The following is a 21,041-nucleotide window of genomic DNA, read 5'->3' on the forward strand; positions in this document are numbered from 1 at the left end:
CAAGTCAATCGCTATCGCTTATTGCCGCTTCTCAATTGCTCAGCTGATTGCTGGCAGTTCCCGCCAATGCAGCAGCGGCTTCATTCAGAATCCGGTGATGGATAGTGAACAGCGCGAGCTCGAGGCGGTCGGAGACGCCGATCTTGTCGTAAACGTTCCGCAGATAATTCTTGATCACTTGTTCGGTGGTTCCGAGCTGGACGGCGATTTCCTTGTTCTTGAAGCCCTGAACGATCAGAGCGACGATCCGCAGCTCTTTTGGTGTGAGGCGGTCGCGCACGCGGGCTCCGACGATGTCGTTCTCGGTGGCCTCGGCAGCAGCGCCTGTGTCTTGCACCCAGGTTTCGTTGCGCGACACTTTGCGGACGCATTCGACCAGCGAAGTTCCGCTTACGTTGCGGAAGACCACGCCGGCGATGCCGAGCTGCAAGTACTGCGCACTGTTATCGTTGCTCTCAATCACGATGACTAGACGAGTCTTGGTCTTCTTCGATAATTCGACGAGAGCGCGAATGTCCACGTGCATCGCGGTCGAGAAAATGAGAACGTTGGCGCGGAAGCTTTCAACCGCCGCCAGCATGCGCTCGGTGTTTTCGCACTGCGCGACGATACGAAAGTCGTCCTCCACTGCCAGCACTTTTGCTGCGCCCGCGCGGAAGATCGCTTGGTTGTCTGCGAGGATGATCTTAAGCATTTGATATGCAGCGGATGGCCGCCGTCCTTCTTATGTGCATCGCCGCCAGAATCAACGACAATGCCCCGGAAATCTTCGGCGACAGACTACGCGCCGCGAACAAATTTATAGTTGTCGATCACGCAAGCCACGCCACCGCTGGAACTTTTGTCGCTTTCCCGGCGAATCACGCGGCCCTGACACTTCACCCGTACATCATGATTGCCGCCGATAACGTCCGATGGCAGCGTAATTTCAAATTCGATTTGCGATCCGACCTCTAGCTCCGCATCGGCGCGAATATATACGCCCGCGGCGCTAACGTTTTGTGTAGTTCCTGAAGTCTGGTCGGCCGACTCCCCCTCCCGGATAGTTATCGGCAGATTGAGAGGAAACCTTCTGCCTGTTCTCGCGTCAGACAAACTCATCTCCTTTTGCAGGTCCGCTGTTAGAGGGAATTTTGTACCAGCGCACCGTGTGGGGCAACTCGGTTTATACCATGAAGAGCGCGCTTTCCAGCACAAATAGGGGATATTTGCCTTGGTTCTCGGCGTTACTCTTTATGTTTTCCCTAGTTACTAAAGTACTGGTCGATAGTTGAATTTGCCTTCGAGCTGGATGTCGGCCGCCGAACTGGCCACGTAAATATTGAAGATGCCAGGCTCGGCCTTCCAGGCATGCGACTTCACGTCGTAGTAGGAGAACGAGCGACCGTCGAGCGGGAGGGAAACACGCTTGGTCTCTCCCGGCTGCAAGACGATTTTGGAGAACCCTTTTAGCTCCTTCGGCGGACGTGGAACCGAACTGTGGGGATCTCCAACATAAAGTTGGGTAACCTCTGCGGCAGGGCGGGTTCCCGTATTGGCAACGTCGAAGCTGACCGTCACCGTGCCGTTAGTGGCGGGTGAGACGGTCAAATTCTTATAGGCAAACGTGCTATAGGAAAGTCCGAAACCAAAGGGAAACAGGGGCTTGATCTTGTTCTGATCGAAGTGGCGGTACCCAACAAACACGCCTTCGTTGTACTTGATGCGCTTGGGGCCGTCGTTCGGATAGTAGTTCTTAGAAGTGGCATTGTCCTCCCAGCGCCGCTCGAGTGAAATCGGCAATCGCCCGGAGGGGCTGTAATCGCCGAACACCAGTTGCGCCAGCGCGGTGCCACCCTGCTCGCCCGAATACCATCCGTGCAGGAGGGCCGGGACCTGATCGATCCAGGCCGTCATCTCAGCGTTCCCACCGGCAGTGAGCACTACGACCGTCTTCTTGTTGGCCGCCGCGATCTCCTTCACCAGTTCATCTTGTCCGGGAGGTAAACGGAAGGTGCGATCGCCGGCTTCGCTCTCGATGGTATCGCCGAATCCAGGGAAAAGCAGCACTACATCTGCTTGGGCGGCGATAGCCTTTGCCTCGGGGATGACGGCCTCCGATGCCGGTAGCACACCGAACGAAACCCGTTTCGGTCCCCAACCGCTGCGTCGATAGTATTCCAGCTCTACTTTGTGCTTGCTGCCCGGCTCGATCTGCAAAGTCGCGAAATTGAGAATTGCAGTGGCCCTCTCCCAGTTATCGACGACGAGCTTGTCATCGACGAACAGCCGATAGCCGCCGTTCTCGCCGGGACCAAGCACGAAAAAGTCATGGGGGCCGCCGGCGTGTGCCGTGTAATAGCCAGACCAGCGAATCGAGGCTCGGCCCAACGGAGTGTCATAGTTGTCCGTTCCGAAGTTCACATGCCGATCAACATGAGTGCGCGCCGGCGATCCGCTTAGGTCAATGTTTTCAAACTCCTCGGCGCGCAGGCCTGCTTCGCCGTCGCTCTCAGCCGTCGTGAACTCGGTGTCCTGCGCGATGTCGCGATACGGTTTCAGGGCAGGATGGAAGAGCACTTTTGCTGGTTGACCAGAATTGGTGACGTACTTGCTGAATCCCTCGAGATAGCTGACTGCGTGGAACGGTTGCACGTGCGCGCTGCCGCCTCCAACTGGCTGTGCCGGATACGCATTCGGCCCGATTATTGCGATCGTCTTTATCTCCTGCTTGTTTAGCGGAAGGATCTTGCCGTCATTTTTCAGCAGCACAAAGCTTTCGCGTGCAGCTTCGAGGGCCGTCCGCTGCCCTTCAGGGTTCAAAAACGGAATCGACGTTTCAGTCTGATCGCGATCCAGAAATCCAAAACGGATAGCTTCGCGAAGGATGCGGCGGACATGCTCATCAATCGTCGCTTGCGAAACCTTGCCGGCCTTTACCGCAGGTAACAGCGTCTCGCGGTTCATGAACTTACCCGAAGGCATCTCCAGGTCCAGTCCGCTATTCACGGCTGCGACGCCGTCGTAAGTTGAAGTCCAATCGGACATGATGATGCCGTCGAAGCCCCAATCTTTCTTGGCTATCTGATTGTTCAGAAATGCGTTCTGCGTGGAGTGTTCACCGTTGACCAAATTGTACGAATCCATAATGGCACCCACGTGAGCTTCTTTTACCGCAGCCTCGAAGGCCGGCAGATAGATCTCGCGCATGGTGCGCTCATCGATCTCGGAGTCGGTATTGTGACGGTCGTACTCCGAGTTATTGCCCATGTAGTGCTTGATGGTCGCGATCACGCCTTGGCTCTGCACTCCACGGACATAAGCCACGGCCGTCCGCGAGGCAAGGAACGGATCTTCACCGAAGTACTCGAAGTTGCGACCGTTCATCGGTGCTCGATGAATGTTCACTCCCGGACCGAGGAGGAAATGCACTCCTCGCGCCCGCGCGTCTTGGCCGTAGACCTTCGCCATGCGCTCGACCAACTCCGGATTCCACGAAGCCGCCAGACCGATGCCGCCCATTGTGGTTGCTGGGCCGTAGTTGCGCACGCCCACCGGCCCGTCAGACATCTTTTGTTCCGGCAATCCGAGTTCTTTGTATCCCCGAATATAGAAGCTCTTGATGCCGCCAAGCAGATCGATCTTTTGCTCGAGGGTCATCTTGCCGAGGATGGAATCGACTCGCTTTTCAATCGCGAGATCGCTGGAAGCAGTGGAAGGATTCTGTGAATTCGACTGAGCGAACAAAACAGTGGCGGCCAATACACCGATCCAAGACGATCGAGCGATCCTTGAAAACAAGAGAAAACCTCCTATTAAATCGATTTGGCATTGTAACGCTTTGGTCAAGGACAGTACTGTCGGGTTTTGCGGTTCGTGCCGCGTTTCGCGGCACGACGTCAAATGAGCCCGGCATCCAATGCCGGGTATGCGTCCTAAATCCCGAGCCCTGCTATGTCGCGTTGCGGCGGACACTCTTAAACAATGTCATCCTGAGGCCGCGGCGGACGAAGGATCTCCCGCGATGTGGCGGACTTGTTTGCTCTTTCCCGGCTCTTTCACGAGAAAGACATTTGCCGAAGAGCCAGGATGGGGCAATCCAGTCTGACACATCGCGGGAGATCCTTCGCCAAAAGAGGGCTCAGGATGACAGGACTTGGGGATTGGAGTCGGCGTCAGACGGCGGACCGCCTACTTTCTTTCCAGCTCTTTGCCCACCGAATCCAGCACGCCATTAATAAACTGGACCGATTCGGGACTCGAATAGCGATGGGCAATATCAAGCGCTTCGTTGATCACGATGGCGCGTGGCGTCTTGGGAAAACCGAGGAATTCGGCGACGCCGAGTCGCAGCAGATTGCGGTCGACGGCGGGCATGCGGTCCATGCGCCAATGTTCGGTGTGCTTTTGAATCAGGCCGTCAATTTCCGCACTGCGATCCTGGGCTACATGAAACAGGTCGTCGGCAAATTCACGGGTGTCCGCGTCGACGGTGGAGCGCTCCGCCCAGAAGGTCTTGCGGACATGATCTTCGTTCTGCTTGCCCATGTCCGATTGAAATAGCATCTGCAGCGCCATCTCGCGCGATTTGCGCCGCTTGCCCGATTTAGCGGCCATCGGAGGCTCCACGCTTGAGTTTGCCTTTGAGAGAGACCATCTCGATCGCCGTGATTGCAGCTTCCCAGCCCTTATTTCCACTCTTGAGGCCAGCGCGATCGATTGCCTGTTCGAGGTTCTCGCAAGTGAGCACTCCATAGCTGTGCGGAACGCCTGTGTCCTGCGCTGACTGCCCTATACCCCGCGTGACTTCAGTGGCGATGTGCTCGTAGTGCGTCGTTTCCCCACGGATCAAGCAGCCAAGGGTGATCACCCCATCCACTGTTCCTGACTCAGCCAGCAGACGCGCGGCCGACGGAATCTCGAACGAACCGGGTACCCGCACAATCTGAATGTCCGCAGAGGTGGCGCCGTTGCGGCGCAAACAATCCACCGCTCCCTGAAGCAGGCGCTCAGTAATGAAGGAGTTCCAGCGGCTTACGACGATACCGAAGCGCATGCCGCTGGCATTCAGCCCGCCTTCCACGGCCTTATGAGCAGATTTCTCCGGATCGGTGAATGCCCAGAAACCGATGCGCGAGTTCGCATCAAGTCGAAGAGAAAAGATCCGCGACTTCCACGGTGTGTCTTCTATTTCACTAACGTCGTCATGAAATTGTTTCCGCGCGAGCTGGTGCGCCGTGTCCAAATCCCTGACCTCGATGAGCACGTCAGGTTCAGAAGGCACCCGTCCGTTCACCAATTCCAGGCTTCCGACAGGAGCAAGGAATGGAGCGCCCTTGCTGTGCTCGTCACTCCAACCGTGGCCATCCTCGAATCCCAATGAGCGCAGCAGCGCCGAAAGCTGCTCGAATCTTTCCGGCGATGTGTGACGCACAAATGTGAGACTGCGGATCATTAACTCCAGTGTGACACAACGACTTCGAACCGGCGAAACCGTATCGTCAGCCCATGCAGGAATATAATTCCGTGAACCTGCACGTCAGGTGCACCGACTGGAGCAGCTTCTCCGGGCGGCATTCCGTGAACTCCTGATTCATGTCTTTAACGTCAATTCTTTGGAAACCTGTGCGTGCGGTTCAGGTGTCTAAGTGAGGAGAGTGAGTCTCTCTAGAAACTTCGCGATCTCTCTCGCGGCAGTGGTGCTGGGTAACACCATCTACTTCCTGCTCATGCCACACCTGCCGCCGGCTGCGCGACACCGCAGCTTTACTCTGTGGCCCGACCTTGGTCTGTTGATCGACTTCTGGATCTGTCTGGTCATGTATGGAGTGATTGCCCTTCTTTTCCGACCTCACACCGAGCGCCCACCCAGCGAACAAAGAAGGTGAGTGCCCACTCAGCCGAACGGCAACGATTGAAGTAGTAACGCGAGATAAACTCGGTGTCACCCGTTGGTCCCCGGATCGGAGCTTGACCCAAAAATGACCCGATTGGTGCCCTAAAACCGCCTCAAAATGCGCCTTTTGGCACGGGTAGACCGCCTGAAAATCCTTGTCAATTTCCCATGAATCGGGCTTAATGAAAGCATTATCGTGCAGTCGCAATCCCTCTGGTTGACGTTCCGTCTATGCCTCCCCCTGGCAGCAGACTTGCCGGAACGGCTTTGGATTGTTCGACTTATCGCGCCAAATGCAAAAGATTGCCCTACTCTATGACGCCAGCCAGGCGGTCCTGTCCACCTTCAATCTGGACGAAGTACTGGAGCAAATCCTCTCTATCGTGCGCGATTACTTCCACGTAACCAACTCCGCCCTTTTCCTGCTGGACCCAGATACTCACGAATTCTTCGTTCGCTCCTCGATAGGGCGCGCCGGAGAGAAGACCGGTGTTCGGATTGCCCCCGGAACCGGCCTCATTGGCACGGCTGCGCAGCAGAAAAGGCCGGTGTATGCACCGGATGTAACCCAGGATCCGCGCTTTATCGGACACCCTTCCGCGACCAAATCAGAAGTAGCGATCCCGCTGATGGTGCGCGACGAAGTTGTGGGAGTCCTCGACATCCAAAGCGAGCAGCTCGATGCCTTCGATTCTGAGACCCTGGACCTCCTCACGTTGTTCTCCACCCAGGCCTCAATTGCCCTGGAGAATGCCCGTCTGTACTCGCTAGAACAGCGCCGCTCACGGCAGCTCGAAGCCATCAATGCCATCGCCCGGCAGACCACGGCGGTGCTGAATCTGGACGAGCTCCTCGGGAAGGTCTGCGACCTGGTGCTGCAAACCTTCCCCGTAGATCACGTAGTGGTGCAGCTTCTCGACGATGATGAACGTCTTTCCGTGCGCGCCCACAAAGGGAAACTTACGCCGATCCTGACTCAGGGAGCGGCGCTTCCAGCCGGTACCGGTATGGGAATGCGGGCGCTGGAACTCGGAAAAACGGTCGTGGAAAACGAAGTAGCCTTTGTACCGCACTACATGGCCAGCTTTGTAGAGACGCGTTCCGAGACGTGTGTGCCCCTGATCTTCTTTGGCGAGAAGCTGGGCGTGCTCATGCTGGAGAGCGCGAAGCCGCACAACTTCACCCAAGAGGACGTTACTCCGCTTGAGTCAGTGGCGGATATTTGCGCCGGCGCCATCCAGAACGCGCACTATTTCGAGAAGGCGCAACAACTCGCCTACATCGACGGCCTCACGGGGATCTACAACCGCCGCTTTTTCGAGATGCAGATCGGCTCGGAAATCGAGCGCGCCTCCCGTTACGATGGCCGGCTGGCGATCATCATGATCGACATCGACAACTTCAAGCGCCTCAACGACGAGTTCGGCCACCTGCTTGGTGACGAGGTCCTGCGGCAGGTGTCCGGAGTCTTCGGCCAACAGCTTCGTAAAGTTGATGTTGTCTGCCGTTACGGTGGAGAGGAATTCGTCATTCTTGTACCGCAAACTTCTGGCGGAAACGCAATGGAGGTAGCAGAAAAGCTACGCAGAATGGTGGCAGCGTATCGCTTTCCCGGCGTGCCAGTGAAGGTAACGATCAGTGCTGGTGTAGCCGAATTCCCCGCGCACGGCAAAACTCGGGATGAGTTGGTCGCTGCCGCCGATGCTGCGTTGTATGTTTCGAAAGAGTCGGGTCGTAATCGCGTTTCCGCCGCTGCCGCGGCGCGCAAAACGACGGCATAAACGATTCTCAGTCACAACGCGAGCCTCCTAATACTTGTCATCCTGAGCCCCTCTTTTGGGCGAAGGATCTCCCGCAAGTGCTTAGGTTACGCACGCTCTTACATGGCTTTTTTGGCCAGCGCTTTCTTATTAATTTCCGATGACGCTCGAACAAGAAGAAACTTCATGGCCAGTAAGCCGCACCAGCCGCGTTCAAGTTCGACACATCGCGGGAGGTCTTTCGCCCAAAAGAGGGGCTCAGGATGACAGTCTAAAGAAAAGGCTCAGATCACATGCACTAGAGAGTGAACTTCTCCCCCAAAGCATTTATCCTCGCTAAGCAAACCAACATTTCCTTGAACCAAATCCGAATTCCGGCGTAACTAACACTTATGCACACCGTCGAACTGCAGCAAGTTCGCAAGAGCTACGACAAGTTTGTTGCCGTCAAAGACCTCTCTCTCAGCATCGAGCAAGGGAGCATCTTTGGCCTGCTCGGTCCCAACGGCGCAGGCAAAACCAGCACCATTCGCATGATGATCGGGATCACTGTTCCTGATTCGGGCCAGGTGCGCATGTTCGGAGAGCCTTTCACGCGCAACCATCTCAAGCGCGTGGGCTATTTACCTGAAACCAGCGGTCTGTACAAGAAGATGAAGGTCAGCGAGCAGTTGGTGCTGTTCGGCCAACTGCGCGGTCTCTCCGCTGCCGATGCCGCTGGACGCGCGAAGAAGTGGTGCGAGCGCATGGAGATCGCCGGGTGGATGGACAAGAAGACCGAAGAGCTCTCCAAAGGAATGCAGCAGAAGATGCAATTCATTGCGACCCTTCTGCATGAACCCGAATTCCTGATCATGGACGAACCCTTCTCCGGGCTCGATCCGCTAAACGCGACGCTTCTCAAAGACGTACTGCTCGACTTGAACAAACAGGGCCGCACGATCCTGTTTTCGACTCATCGCATGGATCAAGTCGAGAAACTTTGCAGCTCAATCTGTCTCATCAATCGCGGTGAAGCGATTCTCCAGGGCACGTTGAAGGAGATCAAGGGTCGCTACGGTCGCAGCAATGTACAGATTGAATACGAAGGTGCCGATGATTTTCTGCACGAGAACGTCCTGATTCAGTCCTTCAACAATTACGGAAATTATGTGGAGGTCCGCATGGCCCCCGGGGCGGACTCGCAGAAGTTGCTGCACATGGTCGTCCAGCGCTCGCGCGTAAACAAGTTTGAGTTGGTTGAGCCGTCGCTGGAAGACATCTTCATCGACGTTGTGGGAAAGGCCGATGCATAACACTTTTCTGTTTGCCCGACGCGAATATCTGGAGACCGTGCGCAAGAAGTCATTTATCGTGATGACCATTTTGCTGCCGGCCATGATGTTCGGTTTCACCGTTCTGCCCAGCATGGTGGCTTCCAAGAAGTCGAACGAGACACAGCGAATTGTCATCGCCACCTCCGACGAGCAGTTCGGCAATGATGTGCGCGATAAGTTCACGAAGCCGTCAGACAACGATCAACTTCCGGCAAAGCGCCGCGGTTCCGAAGCTTCAAACCGTAGCTTCGAGGTGCAGGTCGATACGAACGTTTCTCCTGAAGAAGAGGCGGCTCTCACCGCGAAGGTGAATGGTCACGAGATTGACGGATATTTGTGGGCTCCGGCGACCGCGCTTGCGGAGCGGAAAATCAGTTATCGCTCGCGCGCTTCCAGTGATTTTGAGACGCAAGGTGCGCTAAGCGGCGGCGTACGCGAGGCTCTGCTGCGCCAGTCGTTCCGCAAACACGGAGTCCCTGCGGAAGAAATTGTCGACGTTCTTAAACCAATAAACGTCGATAGCAAGAAGATTGAAAACGGGAAGGTAACCGACTCGAGCGGCATCGCACTGTTCTTTACGGCGCTCCTGCTGATGATCCTGCTCTACGTCACGATTCTGATGTACAGCATGAGCGTAATGCGCTCCGTGCTCGAGGAGAAGAACTCGCGCATCTTCGAGGTCTTGCTATCGGCAGCTACAGCAAAAGAACTTATGGCAGGCAAGATCCTCGGCGCGGCGGGGGTTGGGCTCACCCAAATCGGCATCTGGACGTTAGTGACTGCGCCACTTGCCGCGCAGTCGATCAGCATGTTTGGCGAGAGCATTCATTTAGGCCTCTCATTCATGAACATGACCTTCTTTGGAGCTTTCTTCGTGCTCGGATTCCTGCTCTACTCCGCGCTTGGCGCAGCGCTCGGATCGGCCGTGAATTCGGAGCAAGAAGCGCAGCAGTTTCAGTTCGTGATCATGATGCCGCTGATCGTCTCAGCCATCTTCCTGACACCTGTGATCCAGCAACCGCACTCGACCTTGGCGGTGGTCTTGTCGCTGATTCCCTTCTGCACACCGCTGATCATGTTTACTCGCATCCTGGTGGAAACTCCTCCAGCATGGCAAATCGCGCTGAGCGTCGTGCTTCTGGTAGGAACTATCTACGCGATGCTGTCCATCTGCTCGCGCATCTATCGCGTCGGGATTCTAATGTACGGGAAACGACCTACCTTGCCCGAGATCGTGAAGTGGATGAAGTACGCATAAGAACGGCAGCATGCCACCACCGCCAATCGTGTCGCTGAGTTCCACGTGCGGCAGGATCGCGAAGGCTGGAGGATTTCTCCTAATGCTTGCGTCGCTGTTAAACAGTACTGGGAGGAATTGAGTCGGGGAACTTACTCGGCGGTGGCTGTGGCTAGTCGATTGGAGACAAAACACGTAGCGCTCAACACTTGAGTGGACGTGGACACCAAGGTCGCTCCATCAGGAAACTCGCCTCCAGCAAGCAGCGCGCGTTCCACGCAAGCCACGTCCCCGGCATGACGCTCGCAAACAAATACCTGCAGGCGGGAATGATCGGAGAACTGAAACTCGATTCGGTGACTGCGGCGGCTGGAACAGGGTTGCGGTGGACTTACCAGATTCATCTGACAAATGCTGGAGAAAATGTTTGCCAAGTTCGGCCCTCTCTGCAACCTGCTTCGTTAATAAATCGATTTAATAGCGCAAAAGGTAACTGAATCTTAATCGAAGTGTCAAGGCCCGGGCCTTAAGGAAAACTCGGAAAACGAGGATGCCAGAAAGCCTCCTGAGACTCGACGGCACATCATTACACGTGTCAGCCCGCAGCGAATCGTAGTTTCGGAGAATGAAAAAGCCAGAGGCCTTGAACTTCCGTGCGCTGTTGTTCGCTGGGCTGAACCAGCCTCAGAGAACCCTTCCAGTTTATTGGTCTTCGTGGTACCACGGATATGAGGAATCGCAATGAGCAGGGTCGAATGGCCGTGTGTTTTCGTGGCTTGGGACTCAGGTGACGTCGTGCAGGATTCGGCGAGGTTAACGAAGCGAGTTCCCTGCTATTTCCTTACTGATTCCCTGGTAAGTTTCGAATCGCCTGTATCCATGCGGCTTCCGCAAGAAAAGATTTTTTCGCGGGAAGAAATTGCCTGCTATGTTCCCTGAGCAGGGAAATCCACAAGTCACCGCTCGCCGATCAGATACTTGCAACCCTTCGGGCCCATGCGGGCGCAATGCTCGGCTCCGGCAGGAACGTCACAGCGCTCGCCTGCCTTGTAGCTCCGCATGGCGCCGTCCATGATGAGCGTCAACTCGCCATCGAGAATAACGTGCGCTGTTTCAGTCGCGTGGGTGTGCGCTTCGTAATAGGCGTTGGGCCCGTCCTGCCAGACGTAAATCCGCCGAAACCCTTCTGAACGAAGACCTTCACGTAAATTCTCTTCATTCACAGCGACCATGCGGAAATCCTCACCTGGCCCGAGTTACGTAATTGGAAGTTGTGGACTATGATTCTACGCGCTCAAACCGTTCAACCTTCCCGACTTCACTAGCCGGATATTGTTTGGCCATCACATCGAGTGAGGTTCCTATGCTTCGTCGTGCCTTCAAAACTCTTGTGACTCTCACGCTGGCTCTCCTTGTTGGCAGTTCTCTCGGACTATCACAAGCAACAGCCAAGAAGGTAAGCGCGAAAGCGCCTGACAAACTGCAATGGGTGTCGTGGTCAGATGACGTGTTCAAACAGGCGAAGGCCGAGGACCGTTTTGTGCTGCTTGATCTAGAGGCAGTGTGGTGCCACTGGTGCCACGTGATGGACGAGAACACGTACAAGGATCCGGACGTCATTCGACTCTTACGCTCGCGCTACATCACCGTGAAGGTCGATCAAGATTCGCGTCCCGATCTTTCCAATCGCTATGAGGATTACGGTTGGCCGGCAACCGTCGTATTCAACGGGAATGGACAGGAGATCGTTAAGCGTCAGGGCTATCTTGCTCCTGACGAGATGGCTGGTTTGTTGCAGGCGATCATCGACGATCCCACACCTGGGCCTTCAGTGAAGGCTGAGCCGAAGATCAATTTCGCGGAGAACCCGCTGCTCACAGGTCCTGCTCGCGAGGCGATCAAACGCGACTATAACGTGCAGTACGACACCAAGCAAGGTGGCTGGGGGTTCAACGACAAGTTTCTCGATGCCGACTCCGCGGAGTACGCTCTGCTACTTGCTCGCGCAGGCGACAAAGATGCGGAGCAAAAAGTAAAGGCGACACTGAGTCTCCAGCAAAAGCACCTCATCGATCCAATCTGGGGCGGCGTTTATCAATACTCCGCTGAACAGGATTGGGTACATCCTCATTTCGAGAAGATTGCGTTGATCCAGGCAAATGATCTGCGGATCTACGGGCTCGCATACGCGCAATATCGCGATCCTCAATACTTGCAAGCGGCCAAGGACATACACCGATATCTCACCGGCTTCATGATGAGTCCCGAAGGCGCGTTCTACGTAAGTCAGGACGCAGATCTGATTGAAGGCCACCACAGCGCGGACTATTTCTCTCTCAACGACGCGGCTAGGCGAAAACAAGGGATTCCGCGGATCGACAAACATCTATATGCGCGCGAGAACGGTTGGATCATCGCTGCGCTTACGGCCCTCTACGGCGCTACCAGCGACAAAACGTATCTGGACGAAGCTACGCGTGCTGCGAATTGGGTCATCGCAAATCGATCTGTGCCCGACGGCGGGTTTTCGCACGATGCAAAAGATATTAACGGACCATTCCTGGGCGACAGCCTTGCGATGGCGCGGGCTTTCGAAAGCCTCTACACCGTCACGGCCGACCGGCAGTGGCTGAATCGCACTCAGGAGACGATGGACTTTATCTCTAAGAATTTCACCTCGACAGAAGTTCCCGGGTATGTGACGTCAAGAGTGGGGACAGACTCGGCTTATAAACCGCATCCGCAGCGTGATGAAAACATCCTGATGGTGCGGACCGCTAATCTTCTAAATCACTACACCGGCGATTCTGAGTACACGAAAATGGCGACCCAGGCGATGCGCTACATTGGCACGCCGGAAATCGCTCGCACATTTCCAGCCGCAAGTGCTTTATTGGCCGACTACGAGTTCACGCATCCGCCACTTCATCTTGCGGTTGTGGGACACAAAGATGACCCCACGGCGGAGGCTCTCTTCCTGGCTACACTTCGGATGCCCTCTGGATACAAACGTATTGAATGGTGGGATCAGCGTGAAGGTCCGTTGCCGCATGCTGAAGTCGAGTATCCTCCGCTCGACAAATCTGCGGCATTTGTTTGTTCGGAACGCAGCTGCTCGAAGCCAATCTTTGCCGCCGCCGAGATCAAATCGAAGGCAGAGGAGTTGCTTGCGAAGAACGTAGAGCCTCCAGTCGACGATAAAAAGTAAGCACTGTACTCTTGCTTGTCTCTTGTCGGCGAAGGTTTCCGGAGGATCTACCCTGCTGACGATAGCCGCATCCTAGGTCGGTGTTCCCAAGGAGAACTTCATTGACTAAGCGATCGCTTCTCACGTTAACTGCCTTCGCAACGTTGGCGCTCAACGCCTGCAAAGTCTCACAGCCGGGCTCTGTTGAGTCGGGGGTAATGAAAGAAGTGAAGAAGAACATCACTATCGGCGGCAAGGACGATCAGAATCCAGCACCGGACAATCAAGCAGCCGTCGATGAAGGCAAGGGGCACTTTGGGCATCACTGCCAGATCTGCCACGGCCTGGATGGGCAGAGTACCGGAGTCCCCTTCGCTAACCAGATGTCACCTCCAGTTGCAGATCTGAAATCGCCAGACATCCAGGCCTATACCGACGGCCAGTTGCACTGGATTTTGGTCAACGGCATAAATCCGTCTGGGATGCCCGCGTGGAAAGGGATTCTGGAAGACGACGAGATGTGGAAGATCGTCCGATACATACGTCATTTACCTGAAAAGGGGAGTCTGGGTGTTCCGGCTGTCTTCAAGGAAGAGGAAGAAGAGCACAAAGAGATGGAGTCCGGGGACAAGCCCCATCATCATCCCGCATCCACCAAGCCGGAGAGTAAGCACTGACCGCCGACCCAAGGATTAATTCCGGGGACGAATTGGTGAGGCGTCATCCGACCTGTTCACCGCAATCTGTCTGCGTAGCCATCGCGTACATTCATCAGCCTTGACGTTGACGCGTCTTGGTACAGGGTCAATTAAGTATTGCCCGGCGTTGTTCTGCCGGGTAAAATTGCCCCCCATCGCGGAAGTAGAACAGCTTTCGTGTGTGTTTTCTTGCTTCCTGCAAAATCGGGCGGCGGAGAACACCTCCCTGTTCTGGCTCCGCAGTGCAGTTTTTGATCTCTAGCCATAATCGTTGTTGTCACATCGCTTGTGGCAGGGAATCACAGTGGGTAATGCATGATGGCGCACGTTCGAGAGTCTAACCTCGAAAGAGCGCGAGGCTGGTCCCTGGCGGTAACAACCCGAATTCGGAAACGACAACATAGGAGACACAAATGACGAAGTCAGTGAAGTTGGCAATCGCGAGTGCGGCTCTGGCGGGTTTGGTAACGGGCACAAGCGCTAGTCTGTTTGCTCAGGATGCGGGGGCCGCCGGCGCCTCCACCGACAAATCAACCAAGAAAGCCAGCAAGCACACCAAAGACAAACATGCTTGTAAAGGCCAAAACTCCTGCAAAGGCAAGGGTGGCTGCAAGAGTAGCGACAATGGCTGCAAGGCCAAGAACTCCTGCAAGGGCAAGGGCGGCTGCCGCACTGATGGCAAGCCGATGGAACCTGCATCGTAGTTCTGTATGCTGTTGGGGCTGGGTCTCAATACGACTCAGCCCTTTCTTAGTTATGAGGTTCAGACTTTCCTAATGCCGGCCAATCGCTTTAACGGATTCAAGAATCTCGGAGTGGGAATTGGCCTTCGCGTTCCTCACTACAATCACATTCTCGAGAAAAAGCCGGTCGTCGGCTGGTTCGAAATCATCTCCGAAAATTACATGATCGACGGCGGGCGTCCGCTGCACATCCTCGATCAAATTCTCGATCAATATCAGGTGATTCAGCATGGGGTTTCGATGTATTTCGGTTCGGCTGAACCGCTGAATCGTGAGCATCTGAAAAAATTGAAGGCGCTGGTGCGACGCACCAAGACGCCATGGCTCTCCGATCATCTGTGCTGGGGCAGCGTGGATGGAACTTATAGCCACGACCTTCTGCCAATGCCCTACACCTTCGAAGCGGCGCGTGTGACCGCGGAGAAAATCAAAGAGGCGCGCGACTTCCTCGAGGTTCCCATAGCCGTAGAAAACGTGAGTAGCTACGCGGAGTTTCACGTCTCGGAGATGACGGAGTGGGAATTTTTGAATGAAGTTGTGGAGAAAGCAGACTGTGGAATCCTGCTCGATGTGAACAACATTTACGTCTCGTCGCAGAACCACAATTTTGATCCATTCACATATCTCGAAAGTGTGCCTATCGAGCGCGTGGCCCAGATCCACATCGCTGGGCATTCAAAATATGAGAAGTACATTCTGGATACCCACGACCATCCTGTAATCGATCCAGTGTGGAAGCTATATGCTCGCGCGATCGAACTCGCCGGTCCGACGCCGACTCTGCTCGAGTGGGACGATCACATTCCGTCGTTCGACGAGGTCCACGCCGAAGCATTGAAAGCTAACGGCTTCGTGCCTTCCAACGTTCCGGAAATGGCGGTGGCGAAATGAATTTGCTCGAACTACAACGCAAATTCAACGAGGCTCTGACTACGCCGCTGAATTCCGAAGAGGGAATCCGCGACCGCACGTCTGGTGGCGAGTCTATGCAGGCGGTCGTGGAAGGAATCGTTAAGCCGAACGACCGGTTGAGTTCGGTGGAACGACTCGAAATTTACAGCCGATCCTATTGGTTCCGCATTCTTTCGAGCTTGAACGAAGACTTCGTTGGACTGCGGGCCGTTGTCGGCGATCGCAAATTCGATGCTCTCGCCGAAGCTTATCTCGCGGAAAGGCCCTCGCGCTCATTTACTCTCCGCAATCTGGGATCGCGACTGGAGAGCTGGCTGCGCGCAAATCCGGAGTACACAAGTCCACATGAGCAGTTGGCGCTCGACATGGTGCGGCTGGAATGGGCAGACATTGAATGCTTTGACGCGCCGGAAGAGCCGCCCTTGAAGCTCACCGAGATTCAGGGCTTGGGCGAAGATCCCGCGCTGCGTTTGCAGCCGCACATTCAGTTGCTCGATCTGAATTTCCCGATAGACAATCTGCTGCTCCAGATCCGCGAGGAAAATGACGAGGAGTCAGACGAAGCAAGCAATACTTTTTCCGAACGGCGCAATCGTTCACGCCTCAAAAGCGTGCGCAAATCGAAGCCGAAGCCTACGTTCGTTGTCGTGCATCGCACCGATTACCTCGTCTACTTCAAGCGTGTGACACCAGAGGCGTTCCTACTGTTGAGCGCGCTCCGAAACGGGAAGACACTTTCCGAGGCAATTGATTTTGCATTTAATCCATCCACGCTGCCTGAATCCAAGATCACGGAGCTCGTGCAAGGCTGGTTCGCCGACTGGGCCGAGTGGGGCTGGTTCTCGGGGAAGAAGGCAGCTCTCAACAAATGAATAATCCCGGGGAACACTGTCATCCCTCGCACGCGTTTTTCGCGCGGGGGAGCTGCTGTTCTTCAGGATCAGCGACTGCCCGCAGATACAACAGATCCCCCGCTCCGCAGTGAAGTTTTTCTTGACCTAATCAGGATGGCGGCGGAGCGAGGGATGACAGTAACTTAAGTGACGGTGCTACGAATTCTCGGCCGCAAGGTTCACCCGCTTTAAGTGGGCCTGTCGTTTGCAACATTCTGTCGGGTTGCGACTCTTATTGAGCAACTATGAGCATCGTTAATACGGGCGTCGCCCTTTACCGCCGACTTCTCAAGACCCTCAACTTTCTGCAGTCTCCTCTCCTCTTATTCGTACGCCTCTATTGGGGATGGCAATTTTGGCAGTCTGGTTGGGGAAAGCTGCAAGATATCTCCAAGCCCATCGGATTCTTTACCGAGTTGGGTATTCCTTTCCCGGTATTCAACGCCTGGTTCATTTCCTTGCTGGAATGCTTCGGAGGAATACTGCTCATTCTTGGGCTCGCTTCACGATTGATCTCGATTCCACTAGTCATCGACATGGTCGTTGCCTACATCGCCGCCGATCGCGAGGCGCTGAAGTCCATCTTTTCCGAGCCGGACAAGTTTTATGCGGCCGCGCCCTACACATTGCTGTTCGCTTCCTTGATAGTGCTGCTCTTCGGTCCGGGAGCGATCTCACTCGATTATTTAATTGCGCGTTACGTCAGTAAGCGCCAAGCAGTTGAGCCTGAGCCAACGATAATCTCGCAGAAAGTCTGATAACCTTTTTCTGCGGGGCTCATCGAACTCCGTATGGTGTTGATGTGAGTTCCGCGATGCTCGTTCGTTCACTCTGTACGCTTCTCATCGTGCTTAGCGCTGCCTTCACTCCTCATCGTGATCCTTCCTTCGAGGTTGGAGGTGGCACGATCGACGTGAACCTTGATTCCGACCTCTCGCAAACTGCACAAGACAACCTGATGAACTGGGTTCACACAGCGGCCAATTCCGTCGTCTCCTACTATGGGCGCTTTCCGCTGCAACACACTTATCTCAATGTGCGGAGCTTCGATGGTCGCGGCGTGCACAACGGCCACACATTTGGCCTGCACAATGGCGGGTTGATTCGCATCTCAGTCGGCACCCAGACCACTCCTGAAGAATTCAAGAAAGACTGGATGATGACCCACGAGATGGTGCATCTCACCTTTCCCTCGGTACCAGAAGAGCACCACTGGATCGAAGAAGGAATTGCTGTTTACGTGGAACCGCTCGCGCGATTTCGTGCGGGAAACATGAGCAAGGCGGAAGTGTGGGGTGAGATGGCGCGCGACATGCATCAAGGTCTTCCAGAAGAAGGCGATGAGGGCCTCGACAACACTCACACATGGGGGCGTACCTACTGGGGCGGCGCTTTGTTTTGCCTGATCGCCGACATAGAAATCCGGCAGCGCACGCACAATCAAAAGGGACTGGAAGATGCGCTGCGCGGCGTGATGAATAACGGTGGCGTGATCACCGAAGACTGGGAGTTGTCGCACGTCCTCGAAGTCGCCGACAAAGCCGTAGATGTTCCCGTTTTGGAAGAGCTTTACGCCAAGATGAAGGACAAGCCGGTTTCAGTGGACCTCGACAAATTATTTGCACAGCTTGGGGTCGTCCGAAATGGCGATGTCGCAAAGTTCGACGATCATGCTGCCCTGGCCTCGATTCGCGAAGCAATTTCAACCGGCAAACCCGGTAAGCCAATCACGACAAAAGTGGCACTCGACAGTCTGATGTCAAGTGGGGCAGCTCGCTAGTCAGAGCTTCCTCCATCCCATAAAATTCTGCGCCGGCCCGTTTTCGCGTGCACAGCTCCATTTATGGCCAGCCCGAAATCAAAGACATTCCGTGCCACTCTCGAAAGGTTAAGGTCCGATCTGGGTTGGGTGATCGTTCGCCTGCCGTTTGATGTTAAGAAAACCTGGGGCGGCAGCCGCGTGAAGGTGTTGGGGGAGGTGAACGGAATCCGTTTCCGCACGTCAGTATTCCCACAGAAAGACGGCCGGCACTTCATCTTGATAAACAACAAAATTCAGAAAGCAGCGCGGGTATTCCTGGGCAACACGGCCGAGTTTCATCTTGAACTCGATACTCAACCGCGCGTAGTTGTGGTGCTATCTGAGTTCGAATCAATACTCAAGCAGAGCAAGAAACTGCGAGCATTCTTCGACTCGCTCACTTTTTCCTATCGCAACGCGATCAGCATCTGGATCTCTGAGCCCAAGAGCACAGCGACCAGGCGTCGCCGCGCGGAGCAAATTGCCGAGCGTCTGCTGGAGACCATGGAGGCGGAGCAGGAACTGCCTCCCTTGATCCAGACAGCATTTGACCGCAACGCCATAGCCCGCGAAGGATGGGTCCGGATGACACCCAGGCAACGTCGCGGAGAATTGATGGCTATTTTCCACTATCGCAATCCCGAAAGCCGCGCACGACGCCTGCAGAAAACGTTGGACTTGGCAAAGCAGGTAGCGGAGAAATCCGTCCACCGAACACAAGAATGAAGTTCCCCGCTGATGAATGGGCGGAGCGTTTGGTTGCCTCCCCGCCGGTACACCAAAGACCATTGCATCTCTGTAATACGGCGATTCCCATACTGGGAGGCTCTTATGTTGTATGCCAAAAACGCTGCTCTATGTTGATGATGACGCTCGCCGCCGCGAGGTGGTGGAAGAGCGGCTACGTCAAGTTGGCTATCGAGTTGTTACTGCCGCCAACGGCGATGACGCGCTGGTCAAGTTCAATGCAGAAGTTATTGACCTGGCGATCGTCGACTACTACATGCCGGGAATGTGCGGCGATCTGGTCGCCATGGAGATGAAGAGTAAGAAGCCAGAGGTACCGGTCATTATCTTTTCCGGGACTTTTACGCTGTCGGAGATGGTAGTTGCCTTTGTGGACGGCTTCATCTCAACTTCCGATGAGCCCGGCGCGCTGCTCGAAAAGGTCGCCGAGGTCCTCGCTCCGCGCCGGAATTCACGCGCAAGTTAATGGCGGAGGGAGAGGGATTCGAACCCCCGATACCCTTTCGGGTATAGCGGTTTTCAAGACCGCCTGTTTCAACCGCTCACACATCCCTCCGCGTGAGTAGTATCAACAGTTTACTGGAACCGATTCTTGATTTCATTCTTCCAGTCCCTCCCTCATGCTGTGACCATCTTTGCCGACCAGCTTTTTACGAATGCTCCGAAGCGGTCGAGCGCGTTGGAGAAATTGTGTCCGGCGGCGGCAAAGCCCAGGCGGAAATGCGAGGGCATATCGAAGCAATCGCCCGGAGCCAGCAGGATTCCACGCTCGGCGGCGGCCTGGCAGAAGGGGCGGTCGTTCTCTCCGCTCACTAGCCAAGGGAAGGCGGTCATGCCGCCCTGCGGCGGAATCCAGCCGAGTACGTCGCGATGGTCCGCCATGAACAGCTCGAGGAGCTTGAGGTTTCGGGTGGCGGCTGCTTGAGTTTTGCCAAGCACGACGTCGCGTTTGCGGATTGCGATTTCCGAAAGAATTTCTCCGGTGGTGGAGTTCGAGACCGTGAAGTAGGTGCGCGCGGTCCAGTATTGCTGACGACGCTGGGCGTCGTGCTCGATCATCCATCCGGTGCGCACGCCGGGAATCGAAAATGCCTTCGACAGGTCGGAGACCACGGTGGCGTGCGGCAGGCGCGCCGCCGATTTCGTTTGTCTTCCGTGGTAGATGGGATGGTAGACCTCGTCACTCACCAGCTGGATTCCGCGCTCGGCGGCGAAGTCATGCAGATCTTCCATTTCGTCGTCGCTGATGGTCGCGCCTGTGGGGTGGTGCGGGCTGTTGACCAGGATGAGCTTGGTCTTCGCGTCGGCGAGCCGCTTGACCTCGTCGGGGTCGATGCGGAACCCGTTCTCGCGGCGCACGCGATAGAAGCGGGTCTCCAGACCAAGAGATTGCGGCAGCGCCGAGAACGTGGCGAATCCAGGGAGTGGGATGATTACGTTCGCGCCGGGCTCGGCGGCCAGCCACATCAGGACCACGAGTGCCTCGGAGGCGCCGGTCACGATTTGCACGGCCTCCACCGGGACACGCTGCATTTCCGCGATCGCCTCACGCAGACTGTCGGCCCCGGCGGGATGGCCGTAAACCAGCTTGTGGTTCAGGAAGCGGTGGCGTCTTTCGTCGTCGGAGAGGGCGAGGATGTCGTTTACGGTCCAGGTCGGTCCGTTGCTCGCAGCGAGGTTGAATTCTATGTCGTGTTCGTACTGGTCGAGCCAAACGTCCAGCAGAAAGGGCTTGAGTTGCATGCGAGCACCTCGAAGAAGAAGTTGGTTCCTGTTGTTGATTCTGCCAGTCGGCGCATGGATGATCTTTTAGTTTACGAGCGATGAGAATCCAGGGCCTAAACAGCTTGCTGCAAACCCACGTTGCGCTGC

General features: G+C 55.4%; 21 protein-coding genes and 1 tRNA gene. 13 read left to right on the forward strand and 9 right to left on the reverse strand.

The features are described 5' to 3' along the window. Positions 1–31: 31 nt before the first annotated feature. From VNX88_04605 to ribH, 5 genes are all read right to left on the reverse strand, one after another. Positions 32–694: a response regulator transcription factor gene (locus VNX88_04605; GenBank protein ID HWY67922.1), complete on the reverse strand. Its 663-nt coding sequence runs from the start codon at positions 692–694 to the stop codon at positions 32–34. An 86-nt stretch (positions 695–780) separates the two neighbouring features. After that, on the reverse strand, positions 781–1,095 hold the full coding sequence (locus VNX88_04610; protein ID HWY67923.1) for a PilZ domain-containing protein: 315 nt from the start codon (positions 1,093–1,095) through the stop codon (positions 781–783). A 156-nt stretch (positions 1,096–1,251) separates the two neighbouring features. Then, positions 1,252–3,741: a glycoside hydrolase family 3 C-terminal domain-containing protein gene (locus tag VNX88_04615; GenBank protein HWY67924.1), complete on the reverse strand. Its 2,490-nt coding sequence runs from the start codon at positions 3,739–3,741 to the stop codon at positions 1,252–1,254. 429 nt (positions 3,742–4,170) lie between these two features. Continuing rightward, positions 4,171–4,596: a transcription antitermination factor NusB gene (nusB, locus tag VNX88_04620; protein ID HWY67925.1), complete on the reverse strand. Its 426-nt coding sequence runs from the start codon at positions 4,594–4,596 to the stop codon at positions 4,171–4,173. After that, entirely contained in the window at positions 4,586–5,434 is an 849-nt protein-coding gene (ribH, locus tag VNX88_04625; GenBank protein ID HWY67926.1) for a 6,7-dimethyl-8-ribityllumazine synthase, read from the reverse strand. The genes nusB and ribH overlap by 11 nt, the downstream gene beginning before the upstream one ends. A gap of 202 nt (positions 5,435–5,636) precedes the next feature. Between ribH and VNX88_04630 the strand changes: the two genes are divergently transcribed. The 4 genes from VNX88_04630 (at position 5,637) to VNX88_04645 (ending at position 10,209) form a co-directional block, all read left to right on the forward strand. Next, entirely contained in the window at positions 5,637–5,867 is a 231-nt protein-coding gene (locus VNX88_04630) for a hypothetical protein (protein HWY67927.1), read from the forward strand. 301 nt (positions 5,868–6,168) lie between these two features. Then, positions 6,169–7,656: a diguanylate cyclase gene (locus VNX88_04635; protein HWY67928.1), complete on the forward strand. Its 1,488-nt coding sequence runs from the start codon at positions 6,169–6,171 to the stop codon at positions 7,654–7,656. 371 nt (positions 7,657–8,027) lie between these two features. Beyond that, positions 8,028–8,930: an ATP-binding cassette domain-containing protein gene (locus tag VNX88_04640; GenBank protein HWY67929.1), complete on the forward strand. Its 903-nt coding sequence runs from the start codon at positions 8,028–8,030 to the stop codon at positions 8,928–8,930. Then, on the forward strand, positions 8,923–10,209 hold the full coding sequence (locus VNX88_04645) for an ABC transporter permease (GenBank protein HWY67930.1): 1,287 nt from the start codon (positions 8,923–8,925) through the stop codon (positions 10,207–10,209). The genes VNX88_04640 and VNX88_04645 overlap by 8 nt, the downstream gene beginning before the upstream one ends. A 131-nt stretch (positions 10,210–10,340) precedes the next feature. Here VNX88_04645 and VNX88_04650 read toward each other — a convergent pair whose 3' ends face one another. Both VNX88_04650 and VNX88_04655 read right to left on the reverse strand, forming a co-directional pair. Then, a complete protein-coding gene (locus VNX88_04650; GenBank protein ID HWY67931.1) occupies positions 10,341–10,622 on the reverse strand; it encodes a hypothetical protein in 282 nt (93 codons plus the stop codon). A 522-nt stretch (positions 10,623–11,144) separates the two neighbouring features. Beyond that, complete coding sequence (locus tag VNX88_04655; protein ID HWY67932.1) at positions 11,145–11,420, reverse strand: cupin domain-containing protein; 276 nt, start codon at positions 11,418–11,420, stop codon at positions 11,145–11,147. 131 nt (positions 11,421–11,551) lie between these two features. Between VNX88_04655 and VNX88_04660 the strand changes: the two genes are divergently transcribed. The 9 genes from VNX88_04660 (at position 11,552) to VNX88_04700 (ending at position 19,635) form a co-directional block, all read left to right on the forward strand. Continuing rightward, on the forward strand, positions 11,552–13,396 hold the full coding sequence (locus tag VNX88_04660) for a DUF255 domain-containing protein (GenBank protein HWY67933.1): 1,845 nt from the start codon (positions 11,552–11,554) through the stop codon (positions 13,394–13,396). A gap of 101 nt (positions 13,397–13,497) precedes the next feature. Further along, positions 13,498–14,052 carry a cytochrome c gene (locus VNX88_04665; protein HWY67934.1) on the forward strand — a complete coding sequence of 185 codons (555 nt, stop codon included), beginning with the start codon at positions 13,498–13,500 and terminating at the stop codon, positions 14,050–14,052. A gap of 434 nt (positions 14,053–14,486) precedes the next feature. Beyond that, positions 14,487–14,777 carry a hypothetical protein gene (locus VNX88_04670; protein HWY67935.1) on the forward strand — a complete coding sequence of 97 codons (291 nt, stop codon included), beginning with the start codon at positions 14,487–14,489 and terminating at the stop codon, positions 14,775–14,777. A gap of 72 nt (positions 14,778–14,849) precedes the next feature. Further along, positions 14,850–15,707: a DUF692 domain-containing protein gene (locus VNX88_04675; protein HWY67936.1), complete on the forward strand. Its 858-nt coding sequence runs from the start codon at positions 14,850–14,852 to the stop codon at positions 15,705–15,707. Next, positions 15,704–16,600, forward strand: coding sequence for a DNA-binding domain-containing protein (locus tag VNX88_04680; protein HWY67937.1), 897 nt, complete (start codon positions 15,704–15,706; stop codon positions 16,598–16,600). The genes VNX88_04675 and VNX88_04680 overlap by 4 nt, the downstream gene beginning before the upstream one ends. A gap of 266 nt (positions 16,601–16,866) precedes the next feature. After that, positions 16,867–17,379 (forward strand): DoxX family protein, encoded by a 513-nt coding sequence (locus VNX88_04685; GenBank protein ID HWY67938.1) that lies wholly within the window; start codon positions 16,867–16,869, stop codon positions 17,377–17,379. Positions 17,380–17,435: 56 nt separating this feature from the next. Then, on the forward strand, positions 17,436–18,401 hold the full coding sequence (locus VNX88_04690) for a hypothetical protein (protein HWY67939.1): 966 nt from the start codon (positions 17,436–17,438) through the stop codon (positions 18,399–18,401). A 63-nt stretch (positions 18,402–18,464) separates the two neighbouring features. Then, on the forward strand, positions 18,465–19,148 hold the full coding sequence (locus tag VNX88_04695; protein ID HWY67940.1) for a YdeI/OmpD-associated family protein: 684 nt from the start codon (positions 18,465–18,467) through the stop codon (positions 19,146–19,148). 112 nt (positions 19,149–19,260) lie between these two features. Beyond that, positions 19,261–19,635, forward strand: coding sequence for a response regulator (locus VNX88_04700; protein HWY67941.1), 375 nt, complete (start codon positions 19,261–19,263; stop codon positions 19,633–19,635). Here VNX88_04700 and VNX88_04705 read toward each other — a convergent pair. Both VNX88_04705 and VNX88_04710 read right to left on the reverse strand, forming a co-directional pair. Beyond that, positions 19,636–19,725, reverse strand: a tRNA-Ser gene (locus VNX88_04705). 62 nt (positions 19,726–19,787) lie between these two features. Continuing rightward, on the reverse strand, positions 19,788–20,912 hold the full coding sequence (locus VNX88_04710) for an aminotransferase class I/II-fold pyridoxal phosphate-dependent enzyme (protein ID HWY67942.1): 1,125 nt from the start codon (positions 20,910–20,912) through the stop codon (positions 19,788–19,790). Between the last annotated feature and the right edge of the window lie 129 nt (positions 20,913–21,041).

The organism is Terriglobales bacterium (assembly GCA_035567895.1).
Classification (GTDB): Bacteria; Acidobacteriota; Terriglobia; order Terriglobales; family Acidobacteriaceae; genus Gp1-AA112.